The sequence below is a fragment of the Mesorhizobium comanense genome, from assembly GCF_005503535.1.
Lineage (GTDB): Bacteria > Pseudomonadota > Alphaproteobacteria > Rhizobiales > Rhizobiaceae > Mesorhizobium > Mesorhizobium comanense.
This window is the reverse complement of the sequence record NZ_SCNN01000046.1, coordinates 1-22,954: the sequence shown is the minus strand read 5'-3', so window position 1 is coordinate 22,954 and position 22,954 is coordinate 1. Positions and strand designations below refer to the sequence as shown.

Genomic DNA, 22,954 nt, shown 5'->3' with positions numbered 1-22,954 from the left:
CCTGAAGGCTTCCGGTCGCTCAGACTTCCGGCTCGGTTACGCCACGCCGCATGACGTTCATGCTCCGTTCGACCTTAGCGTGTCGCTGGGAACAGTTCTTGTTCCGACCCCTATCGCGGACCACCGTCTCAGCGACAGCTGTGGTGAGATTGCGTGCGAGATAGATCAACTGGAACGAGTTGTCTGGCGCAGCGAAGCGCGTCTGCCCGAACCCCATGCCGAGCGGCGTGGCGGCATGGGATTGGGGCATGACGCGCAAATAGGCTTTGGGCCAAAACGGAAGCGCAAGGTCCGCAACGACTTTGGGATCCAGCTTCACGGTCAGGCGAAATCACGTGCGGCAGCAGCGAGAACTTCGGGAACATGCCCTTGCTTCAGCCGGTCGAGCGGTGTCCCCCCGATGCTGGGCTTGGGCTGAACCAGCCAATGCCATGCAACACGTGGATTGCTGATAATCCGCGTGACTTCGGACATTCCCTCGACTGGCCGGCCGTCGACGAACTGGGCCAGGGGAAAGACATGCTTTCGCTCTCCCTTGAGCAGTCCGATGACTGCGCCGCGCTTGTGCCAGTCGTGCAATGTCGACCGGCGCGTGCCAAAGGACTTCTCGATCTCGCTTGGCCCAGCGACTGGTCCCGCCCAATCTTCGAGGCGAAGTGGTGTCGCAAAGGCGGCAAGCCGCCGCCGACCCTCTTCGATGTCTACCACCTCGCCGCGGCCATCGCCCTGGCTAACCTCGACGGGCAGCTTGACGTCGAGCTGAATCCGCCCCTGATCGTCGTGGCCAGCAAGATCCGCTGCGACAGTGCCCATTGCCTCGACCAGCTTCTTCCGATGGGCGAGAATTTGGCGCTGCTGTTGGTCCGAAAGCCGAACAGTGGCAGCGGTGACCGCAGCCACGACCCTGCTCTTGCCTTTTAGCACCGACCTGGAAATTCCCGGATTATGCCGGGCCAGCACGTCGAGAATGTCCGCAACCGCAGCGCTGCTCACATTTACCTGCTTGGCGGCCTGGGATTTCCGAACTGTTGCGACCATGATCGCCTCCATTGCGTATGTCGCATATATAGTCCGGATTGTCCGGATTGTCTAGATTGCGCGTTGACCGGGTTTCATTGCCCTCGCGAGCTAGCGAGATCGAGGATCTGACGCCAAACCACTGGTTCAGCACGGAACAGTTCCCATGTCGAAGGTTTGCCGAGTTCGTAGCGCATTCAGCGTCGGCATCGCATCTGGGAGGAGTACATGATGTCATGGCGTGAGTGTGCTGCTTTGCCGTTACGAATAGTGGCTTGGAGGTTCCCGACATTGTTCAATTATCGAGGTGGCATCGGTGGCCAGCGGACTATGGCGTGGCGCACGGCGCAAAGACTTGCCATGACTGCCATCTGCGGCACCTATCTGAAACAGCAGCGGCCAGTGCGGTCAGCCAAGCGGACATTAGACACCTACGGCAAGGAACACCTATATGGCGACTGGAACGGTAAAGTGGTTCAACGTGACCAAGGGCTTTGGCTTCATTCAGCCTGACGGTGGTGGACAGGACGTGTTTGCCATATTTCTGCTGTCGAGCGCGCTGGCCTGTCGACGCTCGTTGACAGCCAGAAGGTCAACTATGAAATAGAGCAGGATCGGCGGACCGGTAAATCGTCGGCCGGCAACCTGAGCAAGGCTGGCTGAACCAGCGATATCATTTCAGCAATCGCATCAGGCACGCAAGGTTCAGTGCACCAAGAGAACAAGTCTGGTGGCCTACGGCATGTCGTTGAAGTGTCATCTTTGCTGACCCATATGCGCAGTGCGTCGGATGTTTCCTCCCATTCGTCCGGCGCGTTCCCCTCTGGAGGTTTTAACCTTCATAACTGGCCGGGCCTTTGGTCCGGCCTTTTTTGTGCGCACGAGTACCGGGTAAACTGAGGCGACGACGTCCGGCCACTGGATGGGCGAATTCGCGGCCCAGAATCGTCAAATATCGCGTTGCCACTTCGCCGCCTGCTTTTGCCGATATTTTTACAAGACATGTGGAAGAATTGACTATGCTGCAGGCTTGTCGAAGACCATGGGCAAACCACGTCTCGACGCCATCTCGACGACCAGTTTTTCGATTGCTTGATCGGAAAGGCGGGTCTGCAGTATCGTACGAATTCGTTTTACCAGTTCGTGGACCGGCAAAGGCGTGAGATTCTCGGCATCATCGAGAAGCCGACTGACTTCGATCGCAACGTCGGCATCGGTGCCGCTCGGCAAATCTCGCATATCCATTCTCCGATCAAGGTAAATATTGCCGTCTTCCTGACCGTTGTCGAGTCAAGCAGATGAACGTCGGGTTGTTTCCCATGACGGCAGGACTCGATGCTCTGTCGCCGGCTGCACAAATCCTGGGCTCACCGCTGCGATGGCGTGACGCTCTGCTTCCCACAGCCACAATGGAAGCCATCGAGGCTATCAACTGGACCTCAGTCGCTGCGTAGGATTTTGGCTTCCAACGCCGCTACAACGAAGGCCCGTCTCGCAACCGGCGACTGAACTTCACCACGCAGAACCTGAAGACATGCATCCATGGCCAGTTTTCGCTTCTCCGTCTGATAAGGGAAACTCCGCAGCAGGATCGTGGCTGCCTCGTTCACATCGAATATGACGCGCTCACGGTCAAGCCGGCCAACTTGCACCACCACGGGCCGGACGAACCTGCTCGACAAAGAATTAGACTCTCAATTCCGACCTCGATACGGTCTTCGCGTATCATGACGTGAGGTCAATTCATACATGTGTCGCTAGGGTCAGAAACGACATCGTGTCCAGAGTCGCGGCAACCCGACACATTCCACGCGGAACAGCTTGTATTGTCCCTGCGATCACAGCATCGAGAATGAAAAACCCCGACAGAACCGACCGGGACCATCGGGCCGACTGAGAAGCTGGCACGAGCCGTTTGCCCATCGTTGCAAGCGAACATGAAATCGCCTGCCAGCAGCAGGAGGACACCGGCGAGGAGGGTGTTGCGGATAGGGAGTGCGGGCTGCCAGGGTATGTTGTTCTCCAGCCCATCAAGCCGATGGCGTGAACTTGTATCCGCAACAACCTTTCGACCAGATTCGATTGGTCAGTAGCCCGCCGCGATGACGGGGAGATGCATTGCTGCGCGGCGACGCAAAGTTGCCGGACGCTGGCGAGGTGGCCCGCAGAGGTAAAGGGGGGAGGGGAGGTTTTCTGACGGGCTTTGAGGTCCGGGGAGAGGCCCCGGGCGGTCCGTCATGGAGAACCTGACCATGGCAAAGGCCATTCAGAAGATCGCAATGAACGCCGCGGAAAACATTCCCTACGACACGCTGGTGCTGTCGCAGAAGAACGTCCGGCGGGTGAAGGACGGCGTGTCCATCGAGCAGCTCGCCGAAGATATCGGACGGCGTATGCTGCTTCAAAGCCTGAACGTCCGTCCCTTACTTGGCGAAGACGGCGAGGAGACCGGCACGTTCGAAGTGCCCGCCGGCGGCCGCCGCTATCTCGCGCTCGGCATGCTCATCAAGCAGAAGCGGCTGGCGAAGAACGAGCCAATCCCGTGCATCGTCAACCGCAGCATGTCGACATCGGGAGAAGAGGATTCTCTGGCTGAGAACGCCCACCGCGAAAATCTCCACCCGCTTGACCAGTTTCGGGCCTTCAAGACCCTGAGCGAGCAGGGCCTCGACGTTGAGGAAATCGCGGCGCGCTTCTTCGTATCGGCAGCTACGGTGAAGCAGCGTCTGCGTCTGGCCACGGTATCGCCAAAACTGCTCGATCTCTATGAGAAAGATGAGATCCGGCTTGAGCAACTCATGGCGTTCTCGATCTGCGACGATCATGCGCGCCAGGAACAGGTGTGGGAGCGTGTCTCCACCTCGCATATGCAGGAGCCCTATTATATAAGGCGGCTGCTGACCGAGACCACCGTGCGGTCGGACGATCGCCGTGCGGTCTATGTTGGAGCGGAGGCCTACGAAGCGGCCGGCGGCATCATCCTGCGCGATTTGTTCGAGCAGGATTCCGGTGGCTGGTTCCAGGATGCGGCACTTCTCGAACAACTGGTCTTCGAAAAGCTGAAAGTCGACGAGGAGGCGATCGGGACCGAAGGCTGGAAGTGGGTGGAGACGGCGATCAGCTTCCCATACGGCCATACGTCCGGCATGCGCCGTGTCTATGCCGAAGCTGAGGAGCTGAGCAAAGAGGACATCGAACGCTATGACGCGCTGAAGGCCGAATATAAAAAACTTGATGCGGATTATGCCGAGGCCGACGAAGCCGATGAGCAGGTTGAAAGCAAGCTCGACCAGCTCGGAGCCGAACTGGATGCATTCGACGATCGTCCACACAGCTACGATCCCGTGCAAAAGGCCATCGCCGGCGTGTTCGTCACGCTTGGCGCGGACGGCCGGCTTCAGGTCGAAGCGGGCTTTGTGCGCCCCGAGGACGAGCCTCGAGCGGAAGATGACGGCAGCGCTGAAACGGACACCGGTGATGCCACATCCGGTGTCGGTGACGGCGAAAAGATCGTTGTCGACGCAAGACCGGGAGATGGTGATGCCGGCGCGGAGCTCGAGGATGACGGCGTCAAGCCGCTGCCGGACCGGATCGTCCTGGACCTGACCGCCCAAAGGACGTTGGCAATGCGCAATGCGCTGGCCGGCGATGCCGATATAGCCTTCGTCGCGGCGCTCCATGCCCTCGTGCTGCAGGTCTTCTATCGCTTCGCTGCCGCCTCGTGTCTGGAGATCAGCCTGAAGAGCGGCAGCTTCGGCCAGGTCGATGGACTGGCCGAAACGTCGTGGGCGAAGGAGATCACTGAGCGCCACGAAGGCTGGGACAGAGATCTTCCCGAGGATGAAGGGGAACTTTGGACCTTCCTTCTGGATGTCGATGAGGCAAGCCGCAAGGCGCTGTTCGCGCATTGCGTGTCACTGTCCCTGAACGCCGTGGTCGAGCCCTGGAACAGGCGTCCACGGGCGCTCGCGCATGCCGACCTGCTTGCCGGAACGCTCGGCTTCGACATGGTCGCCGCCGGCTGGACGCCGACGGTCGAGTTCCTTGGACATCTGACCAAGGCGCGGATCCTGGAGGCCGTTCGTGAAGCCCGTGGCGCGCAACCCGCTCAGCTGATCGACCACATGAAGAAGGATAGCATGGCCCGCGAGGCCGCTCGCCTCCTTGAAGGATCGAACTGGCTGCCCGAGCCATTGCGTCTTTCCGACGACGGCTCGTCGCAGAGCGTCGATCCACTGACCGACGGTAATGCGCTGGCAGGGGACGACCCGGAGGCTGCGAACATTCTCCCGGCATTTCTCGAAAGTGTCGCGGCGTCCTCGTCCGATGAGCCATCGGCTGAAAACGGCGACGAGGACGAGCATCTTCAGGCCGCCGAGTAGTCGGCACGGCCATTCCGCACGGGGCCCGGTCATCCCGGGCCCCTTCGTTTCTGCGCGTCGCAATTCCGCGCTGCCTGACGGTCGTCGCTCATCGCGCCGTGGCGCGCCGCCTTCGCCAATCCTTTCAATTCGCCGATTGCCGGGCTGCCGCGCCATGTCGCGCAAGTGGCCGGTTCGGCTCATCTGGAAACGAGCCATGTCCGATCATCCGCCTTTCCGCAAAGTCTTCGATGGCGTCGCGACCCGAGAGCGGATGTTTCAACTGTTTGACAGGCATCGCGGGACCCCAGGGAACGATCCTCTGTCGGGCGCGCCCTATGACGGCGAGTGGTTCGAGCTACAGGGTTCGACCTATCATTTCATGCTTGACTTGTTGCCGCCGCTGTTCATGCGCACCGGCATGTTTGGCTTATCCGAATACAAGGCCGGGTTATGTGACCAGCGTCTTCTTCGCAATCAGGATTCGGGGCCGCGAGCGCTGGTTTCACGGCTTCTGCAACCTCGTAGACAGGCGCAGCCCGGATGCAATGCGGGCGGCCATCATCGCCTATGAGACGGGCGCCACCGACAGCATGACGCGTGCGGAGAAGCTCGAGGCGATCTGGAGCGCCATGCCTTTCGAATTTAAGGGGATCGCGGGCGATAGAAATCCCGACGCCTTTCCGGCCGATCAGCACGGCAGGCGCGCTGTTTTAATCGACACCGGCGGGCAGGGGCGCCACCTCAAAGCTCTTGAAGATCTGTCTGACGCTCAGATCGAAGAACTTCTGGCAGTTTCGCAGATGCGCCGAAAGCCGCGTTCCTGACCACGGAACAAGCCCGACACCCAAGGAGATACCGAGATGTCGCGTCTTAACGATCCGGAAAATTTCCGCGGCCGCGTCGCTTATGCGGCCAAGGTTATCGCGTATGGGCGTAGACCAACCCGCGCGTTTGACAACTGCTTCGAGAATTATGATGGAGACGAGGTCGCCACCGCGATATTGCGCCGATCGCGCACGAACACGCGTCTTGCCGCGAACCTGCACCGCTATCTCAATCTCGCATCGACAGAAGCGGCGGCCGAGCGGCTCGCCGATATTCCCACCCGCAAGCTTTCCGAAGCCGCTCGACAATCACGCGCGCGCGGCAAGGCTGAATTCGATGCCTTTCGATGAGCACCATCGCACAGATACAGTCGCAGGATCCGATAGCGCCGGCGTAAAAACACGGAACACGTCGTGACGAAGCCGTTCATCACGCCTTACCTCAGCCTGTCTCTGATCGGTCTGATGATGCCGTGAAACCGTCATATCGCCGGTTGCTCGCCGGCAACAGCATCGATAAAGCTCCGCCCGGTAAACACGACGCCGGACGACATACGCGCCCGCCGGCGATACAGCGACTTGTTGTGCAAGTCGGTCCTCATCAAGGAAGGAAGGCTATGAAGCGGCAGACGCGACCGTTCACCATTGAGATCAAACAAAAGCGGGGTAGACCCAAGCAGAACCGCTCGATCTGGGGCGATCTTGATCTGGGCTCTATTGGCGCCGGCACGACGAAAGAAGTCGGGGCGGTGGAACTGCCGAAGCTTCGACGTATTGACTCCTATGTGACGCCCATTGATGCTGAAGATCGAAATATGAAGCGAGCGGAGTATAATATGGCCGATCTAAAGGACGCTGAATCAATGCAGGTTCCCGCCGATGCTGCTGTCACGGGGGACACGGCTCAAGTGACGAAGAAATCTTCGAGGCCCAGGAAGCCGAAAGCGCAAGCAAAGGAAATCGCGCGAAAGGCCATATCCGAGGCTGCAGTTTCCAATGCCAATGTTCCCGCAAAGCGGTCGCCGCGCAAGGTTCATTCCAAAACGGAACGCGCCCAAAAACTTGGCCAGATCGAGAAGTCGATCAAGGCTGGCGAAAGCATCAAAAGCGCTACGCGGAAGGCCGGCGTTTCCGAGCCGACTTTTTATCAATGGAAGAAGGCCGCCACGCCAGCAGATGAGGGAAATGACCTGAAGGATTTGGTTGCGCTCGAGGAAGAAAACGAGCGTTTGAAGAAATTGCTGGCCGAGCGTCTGCGCAAGGAGAATGCCGAACTCAAGCGGAAGCTCGGGATCGAGTAGGCCGCCCCGAGATCCGTCGTTGAGACTGCCTACGTTCAAGCGAGACGTGCGATGTCGGCATCTCCCTCGTTCGCTGCAACACCATCTAGCGAGACAGTCTGAAGGGCGAAAGCTTCCGGCCTGGGGTGCTTGACTGAGCGTCCCGCATTCCTCGAAAGCATTCGGTTCCCGGCAAGCGAGCCGTTGAAATCGGCAGTCCACAGCAGGCCCGGCGATCAAGCCGGGCCTTTTCTGTTTCCGATAAGGTCGGCTGTGATGCCTCTTGCAGTTCCGGCGTTGATGGCCGTGCTTTGGTCGACGGATGTGCCTGCAGAGGAAAGAGGAGGGCCGGGTTGCGGTGGGCGGGCGAAGGTCCGGGAGAGAGGCTCCCGGCGCTCGCCGCGGAGAAATCCCATGACACAGATCGAAATTCAATCTCCCTCGCAGGGCGCGCGGGCAGGCTACAAGGTGGACGTCAGCCGCGGGCAGCGCATCGGCCGCGTCGCGTCCGAGTGGTTCAACCGTCCGGCGGATGAGCGGTTCCTGTCGCTCGACGATCTGCGCGGTTCACTGGCTGCCCGGTCGGCGCGCAGTCGCACGCGCATCGTCGAGAGCAAGGGTATCCGCGTCGAGGCGGGTCGTGACGATCCTGAACGTCTCACCCTCATCCTGCCAGATGCGGATGCACCGGTCGCGCCCACGCATTGGAGTTTCGGCCAGCTTGCCAGCCTGGTCGGTGTGCCGGCCGCTTATCTGCGTCAACTTCCGGCGCCGCTCGCCGGCATCAATCTGCAGTACGGCCTGACCTCGAACAGGGCCGAACAGATCAAAACGCTCGAAATCGAAAATAGCCGCCTCGAACTCAGGGCCGTGACGGGGCCAGATTACGGGCGAATATTCGATGAAGACTTGATCGAGGCTGTACAGAAGATCGCCGGTAACGGCACTGGCGATACACGTTGGAAAGTGCCAGGAAGCCTTCAGTGGGATACTGGTATCTATAACCCTCATGTCGATATATCTAAAGATACCACGACACTATACGCCTCCGACCGCGATGTCTTCGTCTTTCTTGTCGACGATCTCAATCCGATTGAGGCGGGCAAACTTCCCGACGGGTCTCCGGATGTATTTTTCAGGGGGTTTTACTGCTGGAACTCGGAAGTTGGCGCCAGGACGCTTGGCATCGCCACCTTTTACCTTCGCGCTGTATGCCAAAACAGGAATATCTGGGGCGCGCAAGATTTCCAGGAAATCACCATCCGGCATTCCAAATATGCTCCGTCCCGCTTCGCGCTCGAAGGAACCGGCGCTGATCCAGTTTGCCGAATCCTCGCCCATGCCGTTCGTCAATGGCATCAAGGCGGCGCGGGAACGGATTGTTGCCCGCGATGACGACGACCGCCAGACCTTCCTGCGCAAGAGTGGCTTCTCCAAGACTGATACCACGAAGATCATCGACACGGTTTTGAACGAGGAAGGTCGTCCACCGGCCTCGATCTTCGATTTCGTGCAGGGCATCACCCGGGTGGCCCGCGACAAACCCCATCAGGATGTACGGCTCGATATGGAAGGCCGGGCAAAACAGATCCTCGATCTCGCCGTCTGATCCTCATCGCGGTGCGTGCGCGCATCCGTGGCGCCGTTCCTTCCGTTCTTCCGTAACAGAGATACGCCGTCCTCCAAGGCAGGGGGGCGGCTTTTTTGCTTGGCAGGAAGGCTGGCCGAAACCCGGCCGGGAAGCGTGAGGCGAAGTCACCTTGCACAGGAGGATACCTTGATGACAAACCTGCCGATCTCATCCAACCATGAGTGCCGCGCTATTTTCTCACCGCGGCGTTGCTGCAGCGGTGCGCTGCCGCAACAGGGGAATCCTCGGCAGTGACCTGGCGGGGTTCGGCCTCCGATCTGGCGCGTCGTCTCGCCCGTGATGCCGAGGCGGTCTGTCGCCATTACCTGTCCAACGGGAAGCGCCAGGGTCGCTATTGGATGGTCGGCGATGTCCACAACACGCCTGGACGGTCAATGTTCGTCCGGCTCAGCGGGCCGGAATCCGGCCCCGGTGCGGCCGGACATTGGACCGATGCCGCCACCGCCGAATTTGGTGATTTGCTCGATGTCATCCGCGAAAGCTGCGGCCTGACCGAGTTCCGCGATGTCGCGGATGAAGCGCGTCGCTTTCTCTCCATGCCGCGACCGGAGATGCAAAGCCATGGCGCGCAGCGCCAGCCAGCCGCGGTACGCGGCTATCCCGAATCGGCGTGCCGCCTGTTCGCCATGTCGCAGCCGATCGTCGGCACGCTGGCCGAACGCTATCTGGCCAGCCGCGGCATCCTCTTGACCGCCCGTGAGCGCGCGCTGCGCTTCCACCCCGGCTGCTACTACCGCGATCTGGTGACCGGCGAGACGCAGACCCTGCCCGCATTGATCGCCGCCGTCACCAATCTGGACGGTCGCCTCTCCGGCCTGCAGCGCACGTATCTCTCCCCCGGGCTGGACCCGAGCGGCAAGGTCGGCAAGGCGCAGCTGATCGATCCCCGTCGCTCGCTGGGTCACCTGTTCGGCAACGCCATCTGGCTCGGCCTTGATCCCCGCATGCCCATCCCGGTCATGGCCGCCGGCGAAGGTTTTGAGACGATGGCCTCGCTGCGGACGGTGATGCCGGCGCTGCCGGTGGCCGCCGCCACTTCGGCCAATCACCTCGCCGGCCTAATTTTCCCGCCTGGCTGCCGTCGCCTCTACATTGCGGCCGATGCGGACGCCGCCGGCCGGCACGGCATCGAGCGTCTCAGCCAGCGCGCGGGCGAGGCTGGGATTCTAGCCTTGGTGTTGCGGCCGCAGCTCGGCGACTTCAATGACGATCTGCGCCATGTCGGCCCGGCCCACCTCGCGGCATCGCTCGCCGATCAGCTCGTTCCGGAAGATGCCCGTTTCTTCCTGCCGGCGGGATGAACGGTCCGAGCCGGCAGGCGGGCAGGGGTGGCGTTCCAGGAGGGCCTGCAGGCATGGCGGCGGTCCGCCGGGAGAGGCCGCGCCCGCGGCCTGCCTGAGAGGCGACCCCTGCCACCCCCCGGTCACGGCCGCAACGGCTGCGCCGTCCTTCGCTCGCGCTCCGGCCTTCGGTGCGGCCGCGCCCGGGGCGCGGCCGGGATGCGCTGTCAGGCCGCGAAGGGCGCGGCCATAACCGACGGAGACACGCCATGACCTACGAGCTTCCCCTCGACGACGCCTACGAGCCCTACCACGCCTCCTCGCCGACCGACCGCGTCATCCTCGAACTGCAGATGTACGGCCATCGTCCGCATCAGGACGAACCGGATCCTCGGCCACTTCCCGACGACGAAGTAATCCGGGCCGGGCTTGCCGGGATCGTCGATACCTTCGCCGGCATGCTCGGCGACACCAGGCTCGAACCCGACCTCGACGACCTGCTCTGGTCCTTCGCAAACGTCTTCCACCGTGCCGCCGAGCGCGTCGCCCGCAGCCTCGACCGCAACGAGGAGGCGCAGCGTTCAAGCCAGCAGGAGCAGGACGGCTCGGAGGTGAAGTCGGTCGAGCTGGAGCGGCTGACCGCGGAAGGCATCAGCTATATCGAGCGCCGCAACGTGCTCGAAATCATGCGCGATGAGACCGCCGACCTCTACGAGGCACAAACCGGATCGGCATGGCGGCCGCGCACCGGCTCCAAGGTCTCTCACCAGGCGATGACCGCGGCGGTGATCGACAGCCGCGACTTCCTTGCGGCGCGCCGCCGCGCCGAAACCGAGGTGCTCGTTCCAGCCGGCACCAAGATCGCGTTCGCCGGCGGCCTCGACTGCAACGATCACGACCGGATCTGGGACGCGCTCGACAAGGCCCGCGAGAAGCATCCCGACATGGTCCTGCTCCACGGCGGCAGCCCCCGCGGTGCCGAACGCATCGCCGCCTGCTGGGCCGAGAACCGCAAGGTCACCCAGATCGCCTTCAAGCCGGACTGGAACCGCCACGCCAAGGCCGCACCCTTCCGCCGCAACGACCAGCTTCTCTCGGTGGTGCCCTACGGCCTGATCGTCTTTCCCGGCTCCGGCATCACCGACAACCTTGCCGACAAGGCCCGTCGGCTCGGCATTCCCGTCTGGCGGTTCGGAGATGCCGGCGCGTGACGGTGACCCCACGGGTGCTATCTCGACCGAGCTCCCAGCGTTCGGACGCCGGGAGCTTGGCTCGCTGCTGCGTTTCAGCATGTCTTGCTCGTTTGTTACGTCTGCATTCGACGACAGATCGGGCATGATCCTGCTGCGCGGCGCGGGCTTATGCTCACCATGTCGTTGCGGCAAATCCTGTTCGGACCCCCGCTATGCCGTCGTTCGGCCTTTCTTCCCCTCGACGCATCGGCCCAAATCGAAGGTTTGGATTTCGTCCACGAACCTCCTGCCCCGTCGTTTGATTTCGACCGTGAAGCTGCGGGCAGGGGATTTCATGGCGTTGTTCCAACGCTCAGGCACTGAGGCCGTTGACAGTATCGCTCGATCTCCGCCGAACGCACCGACACAGTCGATGCCCCATTCGATCCTGCATGGCGGTCAAATCGTCGCTTGCTGATTTAAGCAGTCGTCGGTTCGTTGCGCTTCGGCTTTGGCTGATGCAGCCGACGCTTTACATTCGGGCGCAGTGCATTGCGCACGTCCTTGTCCACCACAGCCAGGTCGAACCATTCCCGATCGAAATAGCCGCCACACCACCGCCTGGTGTCGGCGTGTTCTGGGTCTGTCTTGTCCGACATGATTTCCAGGAAGCGCTCATACCCTGGGACACCACCAACATCTTCGGGCGGCCTGGCACGTGCTCCATCGATGCAGGTGCCGTGCTTGGGAGCGACATCAAGGGCCACGAATTCCTCGATCATGACAGTGTGGCGCCAGTTATCGCCGAAGTCATAGACGTAATTGAACACGGCACCCTGCGCGAAGTCGCGGAGGCGAACCTCATGACAATCAAAGACGCGGGGGTCGTCGTGGTCGGCATCCTCCGTCAGGAGCTCGACATCGCCATAGCGCAGGCCGCCGATTTGGAACTCGTGCAAATGGTAGTTCCACCAGTTGAAGGCCGCCTGAACAGCAAGATGCAGCTGCCCAAGATTCCAGCCTGACGGCAAGACAAGTCGACGCCAAATTTCCGGCTCGATCTCATCCAGCGAAACGTGAATCTGGACTGCGTTGATGGTTTTGAACATTCCACGAATGAACAGGATGGATCGCCTTTGATCAAGTCAAAGCCGCCTATCTATGTCGGAAAGAGCGGTGCGGAGAATACGCATGGCGGTTGACACAGCCTGAACCTCGCTGTGCATCCATTATGCCGTTTTTCGCGCGCGAGGGAGAGGGAGGGTGGCAAGGGGCGGGGGCTGTCAGAGCGAAAGAGAGACACCATGGCGATGATTTTTATTGGCGGCTCACGCGACATCGTCGACCTGCCCGATCCGGTGGTGGAACGCATCGCATCGATCGTGGCTGCCGAACACGGCGTTCTCGTCGGCGACGCTCCCGGTGCCGACACGGAAGTGCAAGCTCTGCTCGGCGGGCACGGCTACGAACATGTCGGCGTCTTTTGCGCCGGCAGTGAACCGCGAAACAATCTCGGTGATTGGGCCGTCTATACTGTTCCACCCCAGCCCGGCGCCCATGGCTTCGCAATACAGGCGCAGAAGGACCGCGAAATGGTCCGGCGCGCCAACTACGGCCTGATGATCTGGAACGGGACAAGCCCCGGCACCGCCCTCAACCTGCTGCGGCTTGCCATGGCCGAAAAGCCCTGTGTTACCTACGATGTCGCCAATGGGTTGGTTACGACGACCCGCGACGTCGTCGACTGGCAAACCATGCTGTCACGCGCCGACCCGGAGATCTGGGATCTGCTTGCAACGCGCATGACGCCGGATGAGCGGCTCGCGACGACATCAGGATGAGCGCCCGGGCTCCCCGCAGTTGACCGGGTACACTGTCTTGCAGCAGCGGATGCGGTGAATGACATCGCAGGGGCGGCTCGGAGCCGACGACGGCGCGTTCCGTTGGCCAGTCGTCGACGAAGCCCTCACGCCTGCTTGCCACCCGATCGCGGCAGTCGCCAGCCGGCCCGGCAGGGTCGGCACCTCCCGCTCCTTGCGGGTCGCCCCGGAGGAAGTTCAACATCATAGTCGCTTCGCCGCCGGCCGCCGACGCGACATCGCGGAAGAACGCTCAGTCGGATGCTGCACGCGACAAAGCGGTCTCCTCGCCGGACCGCTGCGACCTGCGGAACGACGGCTCCGATCGTCGGGGGTGTTGAGTGGCGGAGGTTGCGCAAGCCCACGCGCTTTCGCTGGACGGGGGCGCTATCGGAATGGCTGTGAAAGGGGCGATGATGGGAGCGGCCAACCATTCCAGCTGTCGCCGGCGGGAGCCGGTGGGGCGCGATCGGAGCGGCCAGCGCTGTTCGTCCCGGCTTCGGTTGCAACGCGAGCCATTCCCTTTTCATGTCGCCTTTGTAGAGGACCGCCTGCTTACTACGGTCAACCCCTGGCGGGGTACTCTCGACGAAAATTCAGGAAAATTCGATTTCTGTTTTTGGTTTGCGGGCAGGCGAAGGGCCTGCCCGCGTTCTTTTCGAAAATAGAATTTTCCAGAATTTGCGCCGAGATGACCGCAGCAGGACAGCCCTCTCCTTCGACGCCATCGGGAATGGTTCCCGATGCAACCGAAGGAGAACTACGATGGCCACCACGATCGCTAACCTCACCACCAAGTCCGACGGCTCAATGGAAGGCGTCTTCGCCACGCTCCGGGTCAACGCCCCGATCACCGTCGTCCCGAACCCCTCCAAGGCCAGCGAGGAAGCGCCCGACTACCGCATCCTCAACAAGCGCACTGGCTTCGAGATCGGCGCGGGCTGGTATCGCCGCTCGCAGCGGTCCGGCGAGGAATACCTCTCCGTCAAGATCGAGGCACCCGAGATCGGCGTGATCTTCGGCAACGTCGCCCCGGCCCCCGGCGGCGAGGAGAACAAGAAGGTCATCCTCTGGAACAACCCGCAGTGAGGGCATCGGAAGCCGGCCCCCCAGGGGCCGGCTTCCCCACCGGCAAAAGGGAGGTTGCAATGAGCCGCTACACCATTACCGTCACCGGACAGGGCCGCTCGGACCCGGAAGCCATCATCGGCTACGACCCGCCGCTTCGGACCTATTTCCTGCAGGCGTTCCCTCACCAAGAAACCGACGAGCCCGGTCTTTGGCTTGGCACCCACGATCGCGCCTTCGAAACGCTTGGATATCTTCGCCATGCAGCCATCGCACGCGGCTACGATTTCATGCCGCTGCCGGCGGAGGTCTCCTCGAAACTCATCGAAGACAAGGTCGCTGCCGGAACGGCAGCCCGAGTGGGCCTCGCCTGATTTCTAAAGCCGCTGACATTCAAAAGGGCGGCGACGGATCACTCCGTCGCCGCCCTTTTTTATGCTTGCCGACAACCACGAACATCAATTGCTCGACCTCGTCGATGTCCCGGTGGCACGATCGAACCGCCAATTGCCGACGCGTCTTTCCCGTCGGAAGGCACAAAGCGGTATCGGGAAATGTCCAATGACGACGATTGGCCGGATCAGCGGGACGGGAGACAGAAGCTGAGCCTCGGAAGGTTCCTTCTGTTCCGCGCCTGGTCAATTCCGTCAGCCGGTGAGCGCGTCCTTGAGGGCCTTGGCTGGCGTGAAGGTCAGCTACCTCGACAAACAGCGGCAATCAAAGATGGACAAACTGACCGCCAGGCGCGATCTGCTGGATGAGATCGAAGTCGATCGTATTGGCCGTAAGCAAGGGCAGGCCGGCCTTCGTGGCGGTGAGGTAGATCAGCGCATCGTTCAGGCATTCCTTGCGTTGATGTTTCTGGAAATTCTGGGTGCGCGACAACGTACCGGCAATGACGCCGGCATCGATCCAGATCTGATGATCGGGGATCAGCACGCGGCTGTCTGGGACACTGGCGAAGAGGGCGGCGTAATGATCCCGGACCGGATGCCAGTCCGGCCTTGCCGGATCGTAATTGGCAACGCCGGTGGCGAGTTCGGCCAGACAGACCGAGCAATGGAACAGCAGGGAGCGGTCGAGCAACCGCCGCGCCACATCCGGCAGGGTACCGGCCGCGGCCATGATATAGATATTGGTGTCCGGCACGAATGTCGGCCGCCCGGTAGAGCCGATATCGGCAACGCCGACAAGTTTGTCATGTGCTCGCGGTATCAGCTGGGCTCGGCGTCGTTCTGGCTTGTAGCGCCGTAGCGCGGCGCGCAGGTCAGAACTCAAGCTCGTGGCCCGGGCCGAGCTTGCCGTGGGTGCGCTTGAGGAAGGAGGCCACCGGATCAGGCTGGGCCAGTGTTGCCAGCGCGAGGATACCGAGATCGGTCGGGGAATTAATCCCGCTCTCCCGCTTGGCAGCTTCGACCAGCGCTTTTGGCGCACGGAAGGAGAGGTGTTCCGTTTTGTCGCCATCCAGCAGACCCGCGCGGCGCGCATCCTCAATCGCCCCGGCCGCCGTCGATCGGCTCGCGGATTGCCTGGTTGCAGAGGCTTTGCTTTCCCCTCGTTTCAGTACGCGCGCAGTCGCCATGTTCAACTCCATCTGTCTTGTGTGCAAGATAGAGCGCCTTGTCACACAAGGCAAGATGCGGCGTCAGTGATAGGACGAACTCGACCAGGTGTTGTGAGGAGGCTGACCAGCACAATATCAGCGCGCGCGATCATGTCGGTGCGATCGAGCGCAATCGCATATTCACCGACACAAGGCTCGCCGGCGTGACCGGGATAGAAAACCTGCTGCATGGTTGTTCCTCATTTGCTTGATGGGGCGTTTGTTAGGAGGCCCATTTTGCCGGAACAGTTCTCAATCGTCACGGCAAGGCTTGATATCGGTTTCGCGCAGTTTTTGGTCGAGGGTCAAGAGCGGCCCGTCGGCGACTTTTCCATAGGCATAATGGAAACAGTCGAGATTGCCGAGCGCGCGTTTGCCGATGCTGTTTTTCCGCATCGGCGTTGGTGAGCGTCTTTTCCATGTCATCGAAAGCCCGTTGAAGCCCGGCCGCCGGAGCACCCGCCTTTCGAAACCCGGCTCCTGCGGTTTCGACGAGGTCCTCGTCCTCGGCGTTTTGGCTGTGGTCCTTCCTGGTTCTCGCGCGTTCACGACCCTTGGTGCAGCAATTCGCCGCTGTCGATCATGCGCAGGTTCATGTCGGCGGGCGTCTTGATCAGCAGCTGGGCGTTGAGGACACGCAGATCCCGCGGCTCGGTGCAGGCGAGCCACGCGCGAAGCTTGTAAAGACCGGGCTGGAGATCGGCGCCAAAGAGGAAGGAAACGGTTTTTTGCTCCCTGGCGGGCATCGGGATTTCGCCATGCTGGGAGCCGATCGAGCGATCTTCGAGCCAGAGCGAGGCGATGCAGCCGGCATTGCCAAAAACGTTGGATCCGGTGGTGGCGAGGTATTCGACGGCGAGTTGCGTGCGGCCGGGTTGTGTGACCTTCAGCCAGCCCTGGAGTTCGACGGCCGCGAGACCGGGGTAGACCACGCCGTTGCGTGACAATTCGCTGAGCGGAATGGCGCCGCCGATATAGACAAAGCTGCCGACGCTGTCGGCCGGGATCTCTGGAAGATTGTCCTTTCTGGCCGGCGCAACGCGGGCGATGGCGAGCGCGCCCCGCTGGTAACCCTGGCTTGTGTCGCCTTCAGCGGAAACCTGCTTCCTGGCGCCATCATTCCCGGTGGCGGGCAGGCTGTCATTGCCATTTGATGACTGCTGTCCGGCCGTTCCGAGACGTTCGATCAGCGTATCGAGCTTTTGCTCGATGCGGTCCAATTGCTTCTGGGTTGCTGCCTGCTGATCTTGCGCCAGGGCGAAGCCGGAGCCCTCGACGAAGCTCAACGCGGTGATCGCAATGCCGAGCGCCAGTGCGCACACACTTCTTCTTTGCATCATGGGGATGATCCTTCCTTAGGCACGGTTCCAAAATTTTCGCGCGGCGCTGGCGCCACTTTTATCCCTTGCAGCGGCCGGCCAGGAGCGACAGCAGGCGTATCGTCGTGAGCCGGCTCCAAGGTTGATCCGGGCGCGGGCGGTTGCAACGTCCGCGACCCTGCGGCCGAAGACGCATTGCCCTGTTCGGAATAATCCGGAGCCGACGTGGTGCCGGCGTTGTTTCCACCGCCGGTCATGGGACGGTCGCGATGGCCGGTGACATCCTGAACGATACTGACAGCCAGAAAGATCAAAGCCAGAACAGCGGCAATCATGGCATAGCGAAACAGCGGATCGCGCCTGAACAGGGCGGGAACAAGGTTGAGCCAGCGCACAAGCCTTGCCTGCACCGAGCCCAGCTGCGTTGCGTTCATCATGGACCCACCCCCTGCCGCTCGTGTGTCGCCATGGCCGTTTCGATGTCACCTGGCTCGATGGTGACAATGGCGTCGCGGTCGGTATTTCCAACAGCCTTTGCCGCGAGTCGCGTGGCCTGCGCCTCGCGCGTGCTTTCCCAAAGCGTGCGGATTGCGCGGGCATTGCCAAAGGACATTTGGCCCGACTTTTTGTCCCCACCCCGCTCCGCTTCCATGCGCACGCAGGCGAGGGTGGCCTGGCCATCGGCCGCGGCGTCGAGCACAAAGCCTTCACGGTTGACGAGATCGCGAAAAATCCCCGCCAGCTCTTCAGCCGAATAGTCCTCGAACATGATTGTCCTGGTGAATCGGGAGCGCAGGCCGGGATTTGCTTCGAGGAAGCGGCGCATTTCGCCGGTATAGCCGGCGGCGATGACACACAATCGATCCCGATGGTCCTCCATCAGCTTCAGCAGCGTGTCGATGGCCTCGCGCCCAAAATCGCTTTTTTGCGCCTCCGGCGCCAGCGCGTAGGCCTCGTCGATGAACAGCACGCCATCAAGGGCGGCCTCGACCGCTTGCCGCGTCACAATAGCGGTCTGTCCGATATAGCCGGCGACAAGCTGGCTGCGGTCGACCTCGACGACATGGCCGGATCTGAGCAGGCCGAGTGCGAACAGAATCTCGCCCATGAGACGCGCCGCCGTTGTTTTCCCAGTCCCTGGATTGCCGAGGAATATCAGATGCAGGCTTGGGGGTGCGGTGTTGATGCCGTGGCGTCGCCGTTCCTGCTCGGCCTGCAGCACCGCGACCAGTTTCCTGACCTCCGTCTTGACGGAGCGCCATCCGGTCATGGCGTCGAGTTCGGCCAGCACCTCATCGAGCGGCCGATGCTTTGACGGCCTGATTGGAAGAGCGGATTTGGTCTCAACGTCTCCCCGATCGTTCCGCTTCGAGAATTTCCGCGATACCGGCGCGCCATATTTGTCGGCATGCGCCAACCGCCAGCCCATGACAGTAAGCGCGACGACCAGGATGACACCGGAATAGGTTTCCAGCAGGGCGAGCACGACAATCAGGACGGCAAGGCCAAGGATGATCGGAGCCAGAATGCGCTGCATCTCTTGCCGCCTCAACTCGACTGAGCCTGGGGCGCGAAACGGTTTCGCTCGACGCGTGCGACCATTTCGGGTCTGCGGAAATAGACCGCGCGGCCGCAGCGCAGCGGTTTTCTTCCCTGGACGAAAACGAACTGCTCGTCGGCCCGGGCGTCGGCGAGGATTTCCGACACCGTCGCCAGCCTTCGGCCGCGTTCGGATTTTTGTTCCGACGCGCCGGTGGAGGCAGTGCCGATCTCGAGTGGCCTTGCGCTCTTTCCGCGGTTTCTTGTCTCGGAGCTCAACACCACGCCGTGTTCGCCCAGCGCCTCGGAGACGGCGCGCGCCTGTTCGAGTGAGCCGATCGCCGCGTAGGATCGCCAGGAAGCGCTTTCGAACCAGGCGCTCTTGCCGCCGTCGCCCCATTGTTCCCGGAGCTGACCTTCGGACTGATAGAGCATGGTAAGCGTAATGCCATATTTGCGACCGGCATCGCGGGCGCGGGCCAGTGAGGTCATGTAACCGAGGCGGGCGACCTCATCGAGCAGGAAGACGACACGTCCACCGGGCAAAACGCCGTCGGCCTCGTAGACGGCATTGAGCAGTGATCCGACCACGACACGGGCGAGCGCCGGCGTCGATTCCAGCACCTTCATCGGGATGTTGATGAACAGGTCGAGATTGCCGGCGACAAGGTCCGACGTCTGGAAACTGTTTCCGGACACCAGTTTGGCGTAGGCGGGATTGGCGAGCCATTCGGTCTGCTCGCTCATATTGCCGTAGACGCCGGAAAAAGTCTCGGCGACCAGTCCCATCAACTGGCCGGCGAGATGGCGGGCGCGATGCGAGGGCGAATGTTCAAAAATGCGCGCCAGTTCGTCCCGCATTTTCTGCTCCGGCAGGGCGAGACGTTGCGCCAGCGTGACGAGATTGCGCTTGCCGTCTGGCATAGTGGCATCGAACACGATGTCGGAAAGCAGGGCCTCGACGATGGCCTTGCCGCGGCCCTCGAAGAAGGCCTTGCCGGAGGCGCCGTGCGGCGCGTCACGGGTGGCCGACACTTTCTCGCCGCAAATCCAGTCGACGACCGAGCGGATGTCGCCGTCGATGAGGGGCGAGCCTTTTGCCAGCCAGTCGAGCGCATTGAAGGCGCCGGTACCCTTCATCGGATCGATCGATACGGCGCGCCGGCCCATGGCCGTGCGCGCGCCGGTCAACATCGGCGCGAGCTCGGAGGACGGATCGAGGGTGACGATCGGGCCGCGCCAGGTGAGCAGCGTCGGCACGCAGACCGAGACGGTTTTGTAGGCGCCCGATCCGGCGAAGACGAGACCATGGGTGCCGCCCCAGGAGAGGTCGAAGGTGAGCAGAGGCGACCTGCCGCCCTTGCCCCATGTTCTTTGATCGCGAGGATCGAACTTCTGCGCCCGCCGCGCGGGCGCATCCTGGTCGACGCGGTAGGCTTCGCCGATGACGACGCCGCCGAGATCTTTTGTGCCAGGTGACCTGTTGGCGCCACCAAAGAGATTTTGCGCTTCGCGAATGTCCATCCAGTCGGCATGGCCGAAGATGTCGGACGATGCGCGCTCGACCGGTTTGACGTCGTGGGCGCGCAGTGATTTGCCCATCAGCATCCTGATGCCCGCCATGGTGGCGAGAACGCCGACGACGGCGGCGTAGAAGACGGACATATCCGCCGTGTTCAATATGATGAACCATGAATAGGCCGGGCGAAGTTCGAGCAGCCGTGTCGACTCAGGCCAGACGGTGAGAACAGTTGCGGCTACCATGCCGAGCACGCCGGCGATCGCCGTGGCCGGCAGCGCCAATCCTGTTCGGCGCAGAAGCAGCGCGGCGCTCATGGTCGCGGCCGGACCGATGAGCGCGACCGAGGGCCAGGCGGCGTAGGCCAGGCGATAAAGAATCGAGGAGGCTGACAGGCCGCCCAGATACCAGCCGATCAGCAACTCGCCCCACAGCGCATGCGCATAGCGCCAGGCCGGGTACCAGATAACGAGCGGCAGGATGGCGACGGCTGCCTTGAACAGCGTCTTGACGAGATCGTAGGACAGCCGCCCGAACATTTTTTGTCCCCCGCGTCAGTGCCAATGGCCGTTCGGATCAAGATTTTGTGCCGCGCCCGCGATCGGACTCTGTCGTGGGATGAACGCGCCGCACACTGCCGCTCTGTTCCGCGGCCAGTGCCGCGACGGCGTCGTGATCAGCCAGCCCTTCCCAGTGATTTAGAACTTTGTTCCAGCGCAGGCCGGCGCCACGTAGGCGGGTCGCGAATGGGGTTGGCAGCGGAGCGGGGAAGATGACGGTCAACGGTTCGTGTGGTGCGTCCTTGCCGACCGTTTCTTTGTCCAGCGCGGTTTTGCCGACCTTCGTCCACCCGGCGATTTTTGCCCTGTCGCCTGCGTCAGCAGCAAGCGACAACAACCCACCATAAAGGGCGGTTTCCTCCAGGTCCAATAGTCCGGCGCGTTCGACGAGGGTTCCGGCTTCAACAAGGCGGCGGGTGCGCTGCTTGCGTTCGTCCGCCTTGAGTTTTGCTTCCTGCTCGGCGAGTTTCGCCCGCTGCTGCTCCAGGCGGCTCATGCGTTCGGCAAGCGAGGTGCGGGCCATGACGAGGATCTCCGTTTTTTTCCGTCCACCAAGCCCGACGGGACTTTGCCAGCCGAAGCGAGGCTCTGCAACCCCCTTTTGGTATGCGCCACGGGGCTGCAACCAGCGCCGCACGCTGCTTTCCGCAGTTACGAATTCTGCCAGATCGCCGCTGCTGTGCCCGCCGGAGACCCATGAATTTATCCAGACGCAATATGCATTCTTCGAATGCTTGCTTGCGCCAGCTCTCGTGTGGTGGCATTCTACGGCAATGGCCATCGCTTTCGCCCGTGCCCGCTACATCTCCCGCTCCGACGGCGGCAGCGCGGTGCGCTCGGCCGCCTATAACGGCCGCGAGGCGATCAAGGCGCAGCGCACGGGGGAGGTGTTTTACTTCAAGCACCGCGAGGCGCCGGAGCATCACGAGGTGCTGTTGCCGGAAGGAGCGCCCGCGGAACTGGCGTCAAGCGATGCGCTGTGGAACGCGGCCGAGGCCATGGAAAAGCGCAAGGACGCGCAGCTGGCGCGTGAGCTCGTGTTGGCGCTGCCGGCCAATCAAGAGCTTGATCATGACGACCGAGTCGAGCTGGCGCGGTCTTTTGCGCTGGAGCATTTTGTATCGAAGGGGCTGGCGGTGCAGCTCGACGTTCATACGCCGCATGGAGCGGAGAGCGAAGGGGAGCGCGCCAACTATCATGCGCATCTTTTGATCACGACGCGGCGGCTGGACGAGAACGGCTTTGCGGCGAAGAAGGCGCGTGATCTCGATCCCGTCATCAAGCGGGGCGGGGGCCGGGCGATCGTGGCGGAGGGCGAAGCCTGGGGGCAATTGTGGCGCGATCATCAGAACCGGTACTTTGCCGAACAGGGGCTTTCGATCCGCGTCGATGCGACAAGTGCGGTCCGCCAAGAGCATATCGGGCCGATCCGCATGCGCACGCCGGGCGCGGAGGCCAATGTGCGGGCCGAGCATATCAGGCGCGCCAACGAGGAAGCCGCGCGCGATCCGGACCATGTGCTGGCTGTCCTGACGCGCAACCAGGCAAGTTTTTCCGAATACGATCTCGACCGGCATCTAAAAAAACACATTTCCGACGAGGGCGAACGAGCGGATGTGAAGGGCAAAGTGCTCGGGCGTGACGATGTGCTAGCGCTGCATGACCGGGAGACAGGCGAGCGTGCAGGGCGCTGGACAACGCGGGTGGTGCGCGACCAGGAGATTTTGGCGCTTGCCGATGGACGGCGCGTGGCAGGAGGCGGGCATCGCGCTATCGGCGTTGGGGATCGGGACCGTGTGATGTCAGCGCGGGAACTGCGTGCGGATCAGCTTGCCGCGTTCGATCATGCGACTGGGTCCGGTGGGCTAAAAATAATCGAGGGGCGGGCCGGGACGGGAA

Annotated in this window: 25 protein-coding genes and 2 pseudogenes; 14 read left to right on the top strand and 13 right to left on the bottom strand. The window is 61.9% G+C overall.

The annotated features are described in order from the left end of the window. Nucleotides 1-19: 19 nt before the first annotated feature. Entirely contained in the window at nucleotides 20-217 is a 198-nt protein-coding gene (locus tag FFS37_RS36605; protein ID WP_332313501.1) for a hypothetical protein, read from the bottom strand. A 104-nt stretch (nucleotides 218-321) separates the two neighbouring features. Next, the gene (locus tag FFS37_RS34680; protein ID WP_137935400.1) at nucleotides 322-1,038 is read right to left on the bottom strand and encodes an antitoxin Xre/MbcA/ParS-like domain-containing protein; all 717 of its coding nucleotides are present in this window, start codon (nucleotides 1,036-1,038) and stop codon (nucleotides 322-324) included. Nucleotides 1,039-1,468: 430 nt separating this feature from the next. Here FFS37_RS34680 and FFS37_RS34675 point away from each other — a divergent pair. Next, nucleotides 1,469-1,680: pseudogene (locus tag FFS37_RS34675) on the top strand (cold-shock protein). A gap of 354 nt (nucleotides 1,681-2,034) precedes the next feature. On the opposite strand, the gene FFS37_RS34670 reads toward FFS37_RS34675, so the two are convergent. Together FFS37_RS34670 and FFS37_RS34665 are read right to left on the bottom strand one after the other, a co-directional pair. Continuing rightward, entirely contained in the window at nucleotides 2,035-2,256 is a 222-nt protein-coding gene (locus FFS37_RS34670) for a hypothetical protein (protein ID WP_137935399.1), read from the bottom strand. 200 nt (nucleotides 2,257-2,456) lie between these two features. Then, complete coding sequence (locus FFS37_RS34665; RefSeq protein WP_269750979.1) at nucleotides 2,457-2,669, bottom strand: DUF982 domain-containing protein; 213 nt, start codon at nucleotides 2,667-2,669, stop codon at nucleotides 2,457-2,459. A 600-nt stretch (nucleotides 2,670-3,269) separates the two neighbouring features. Here FFS37_RS34665 and FFS37_RS34660 point away from each other — a divergent pair. The 8 genes and pseudogenes from FFS37_RS34660 (at nucleotide 3,270) to FFS37_RS34630 (ending at nucleotide 11,627) form a co-directional block, all read left to right on the top strand. Then, complete coding sequence (locus FFS37_RS34660) at nucleotides 3,270-5,399, top strand: ParB/RepB/Spo0J family partition protein (RefSeq protein ID WP_137935403.1); 2,130 nt, start codon at nucleotides 3,270-3,272, stop codon at nucleotides 5,397-5,399. Nucleotides 5,400-5,595: 196 nt separating this feature from the next. After that, a complete protein-coding gene (locus tag FFS37_RS36380) occupies nucleotides 5,596-5,952 on the top strand; it encodes a DUF1419 domain-containing protein (RefSeq protein ID WP_232375900.1) in 357 nt (118 codons plus the stop codon). Then, nucleotides 5,834-6,205 carry a DUF1419 domain-containing protein gene (locus FFS37_RS36375; protein ID WP_332313497.1) on the top strand — a complete coding sequence of 124 codons (372 nt, stop codon included), beginning with the start codon at nucleotides 5,834-5,836 and terminating at the stop codon, nucleotides 6,203-6,205. Before FFS37_RS36380 ends, FFS37_RS36375 begins: the two co-directional genes overlap by 119 nt. Nucleotides 6,206-6,241: 36 nt before the next feature. After that, entirely contained in the window at nucleotides 6,242-6,556 is a 315-nt protein-coding gene (locus FFS37_RS34650; protein WP_137935397.1) for a hypothetical protein, read from the top strand. A gap of 266 nt (nucleotides 6,557-6,822) precedes the next feature. Continuing rightward, the gene (locus FFS37_RS34645) at nucleotides 6,823-7,506 is read left to right on the top strand and encodes a transposase (RefSeq protein ID WP_232375898.1); all 684 of its coding nucleotides are present in this window, start codon (nucleotides 6,823-6,825) and stop codon (nucleotides 7,504-7,506) included. A 393-nt stretch (nucleotides 7,507-7,899) separates the two neighbouring features. Continuing rightward, nucleotides 7,900-9,094, top strand: a pseudogene (locus FFS37_RS34640) (DUF932 domain-containing protein). A 272-nt stretch (nucleotides 9,095-9,366) separates the two neighbouring features. Continuing rightward, nucleotides 9,367-10,437 carry a DUF7146 domain-containing protein gene (locus FFS37_RS34635; RefSeq protein WP_137935396.1) on the top strand — a complete coding sequence of 357 codons (1,071 nt, stop codon included), beginning with the start codon at nucleotides 9,367-9,369 and terminating at the stop codon, nucleotides 10,435-10,437. A 248-nt stretch (nucleotides 10,438-10,685) separates the two neighbouring features. Further along, nucleotides 10,686-11,627, top strand: a complete 942-nt coding sequence (locus FFS37_RS34630; protein WP_137935395.1) for a DUF2493 domain-containing protein — start codon at nucleotides 10,686-10,688, stop codon at nucleotides 11,625-11,627. A 440-nt stretch (nucleotides 11,628-12,067) separates the two neighbouring features. Here the strand turns inward: FFS37_RS34630 and FFS37_RS34625 are convergent, their stop codons facing one another. After that, a complete protein-coding gene (locus FFS37_RS34625) occupies nucleotides 12,068-12,697 on the bottom strand; it encodes a plasmid pRiA4b ORF-3 family protein (RefSeq protein ID WP_137935394.1) in 630 nt (209 codons plus the stop codon). A gap of 195 nt (nucleotides 12,698-12,892) precedes the next feature. Here FFS37_RS34625 and FFS37_RS34620 point away from each other — a divergent pair, with 195 nt between their 5' ends. The 3 genes from FFS37_RS34620 to FFS37_RS34610 all read left to right on the top strand — a co-directional run bounded on the left by FFS37_RS34620 (nucleotide 12,893) and on the right by FFS37_RS34610 (nucleotide 14,889). After that, nucleotides 12,893-13,429, top strand: a complete 537-nt coding sequence (locus tag FFS37_RS34620) for a hypothetical protein (RefSeq protein WP_137935393.1) — start codon at nucleotides 12,893-12,895, stop codon at nucleotides 13,427-13,429. Nucleotides 13,430-14,212: 783 nt separating this feature from the next. After that, nucleotides 14,213-14,536, top strand: a complete 324-nt coding sequence (locus tag FFS37_RS34615; protein WP_027170236.1) for a DUF736 domain-containing protein — start codon at nucleotides 14,213-14,215, stop codon at nucleotides 14,534-14,536. A gap of 59 nt (nucleotides 14,537-14,595) precedes the next feature. Next, entirely contained in the window at nucleotides 14,596-14,889 is a 294-nt protein-coding gene (locus tag FFS37_RS34610; protein ID WP_137935392.1) for a hypothetical protein, read from the top strand. Between the two features lie 343 nt (nucleotides 14,890-15,232). Here the strand turns inward: FFS37_RS34610 and FFS37_RS34605 are convergent, their stop codons facing one another. The 3 genes from FFS37_RS34605 to FFS37_RS35950 all read right to left on the bottom strand — a co-directional run bounded on the left by FFS37_RS34605 (nucleotide 15,233) and on the right by FFS37_RS35950 (nucleotide 16,309). After that, entirely contained in the window at nucleotides 15,233-15,664 is a 432-nt protein-coding gene (locus FFS37_RS34605) for a type II toxin-antitoxin system VapC family toxin (RefSeq protein WP_232375897.1), read from the bottom strand. 118 nt (nucleotides 15,665-15,782) lie between these two features. After that, nucleotides 15,783-16,097: a hypothetical protein gene (locus FFS37_RS34600; RefSeq protein ID WP_210240514.1), complete on the bottom strand. Its 315-nt coding sequence runs from the start codon at nucleotides 16,095-16,097 to the stop codon at nucleotides 15,783-15,785. 41 nt (nucleotides 16,098-16,138) lie between these two features. After that, a complete protein-coding gene (locus FFS37_RS35950) occupies nucleotides 16,139-16,309 on the bottom strand; it encodes a hypothetical protein (protein WP_171026551.1) in 171 nt (56 codons plus the stop codon). Between the two features lie 46 nt (nucleotides 16,310-16,355). On the opposite strand from FFS37_RS35950, the gene FFS37_RS35945 reads away from it, so the two are divergent. Beyond that, nucleotides 16,356-16,526, top strand: coding sequence for a hypothetical protein (locus FFS37_RS35945; RefSeq protein WP_156398626.1), 171 nt, complete (start codon nucleotides 16,356-16,358; stop codon nucleotides 16,524-16,526). 137 nt (nucleotides 16,527-16,663) lie between these two features. Here the strand turns inward: FFS37_RS35945 and FFS37_RS34595 are convergent, their stop codons facing one another. From FFS37_RS34595 to FFS37_RS34575, 5 genes are read right to left on the bottom strand one after another with little or no spacing between them, the layout of a single operon-like run. Then, on the bottom strand, nucleotides 16,664-17,458 hold the full coding sequence (locus FFS37_RS34595) for a hypothetical protein (RefSeq protein WP_056590390.1): 795 nt from the start codon (nucleotides 17,456-17,458) through the stop codon (nucleotides 16,664-16,666). Beyond that, complete coding sequence (locus FFS37_RS34590; protein ID WP_137935389.1) at nucleotides 17,455-17,832, bottom strand: hypothetical protein; 378 nt, start codon at nucleotides 17,830-17,832, stop codon at nucleotides 17,455-17,457. Before FFS37_RS34590 ends, FFS37_RS34595 begins: the two co-directional genes overlap by 4 nt. 38 nt (nucleotides 17,833-17,870) lie before the next feature. Then, entirely contained in the window at nucleotides 17,871-18,974 is a 1,104-nt protein-coding gene (locus tag FFS37_RS34585) for an AAA family ATPase (RefSeq protein WP_137935388.1), read from the bottom strand. An 11-nt stretch (nucleotides 18,975-18,985) separates the two neighbouring features. After that, entirely contained in the window at nucleotides 18,986-21,034 is a 2,049-nt protein-coding gene (locus FFS37_RS34580; protein ID WP_137935387.1) for a type IV secretory system conjugative DNA transfer family protein, read from the bottom strand. A gap of 37 nt (nucleotides 21,035-21,071) precedes the next feature. Next, on the bottom strand, nucleotides 21,072-21,836 hold the full coding sequence (locus FFS37_RS34575; RefSeq protein WP_232375896.1) for a conjugal transfer protein TraD: 765 nt from the start codon (nucleotides 21,834-21,836) through the stop codon (nucleotides 21,072-21,074). Between FFS37_RS34575 and FFS37_RS34570 the strand changes: the two genes are divergently transcribed. Then, the coding region (locus tag FFS37_RS34570) for a MobA/MobL family protein (RefSeq protein ID WP_171026550.1) at nucleotides 21,829-22,954 on the top strand (1,126 nt) is incomplete at its 3' end. The two genes, FFS37_RS34575 and FFS37_RS34570, sit on opposite strands and share 8 nt — an antisense overlap.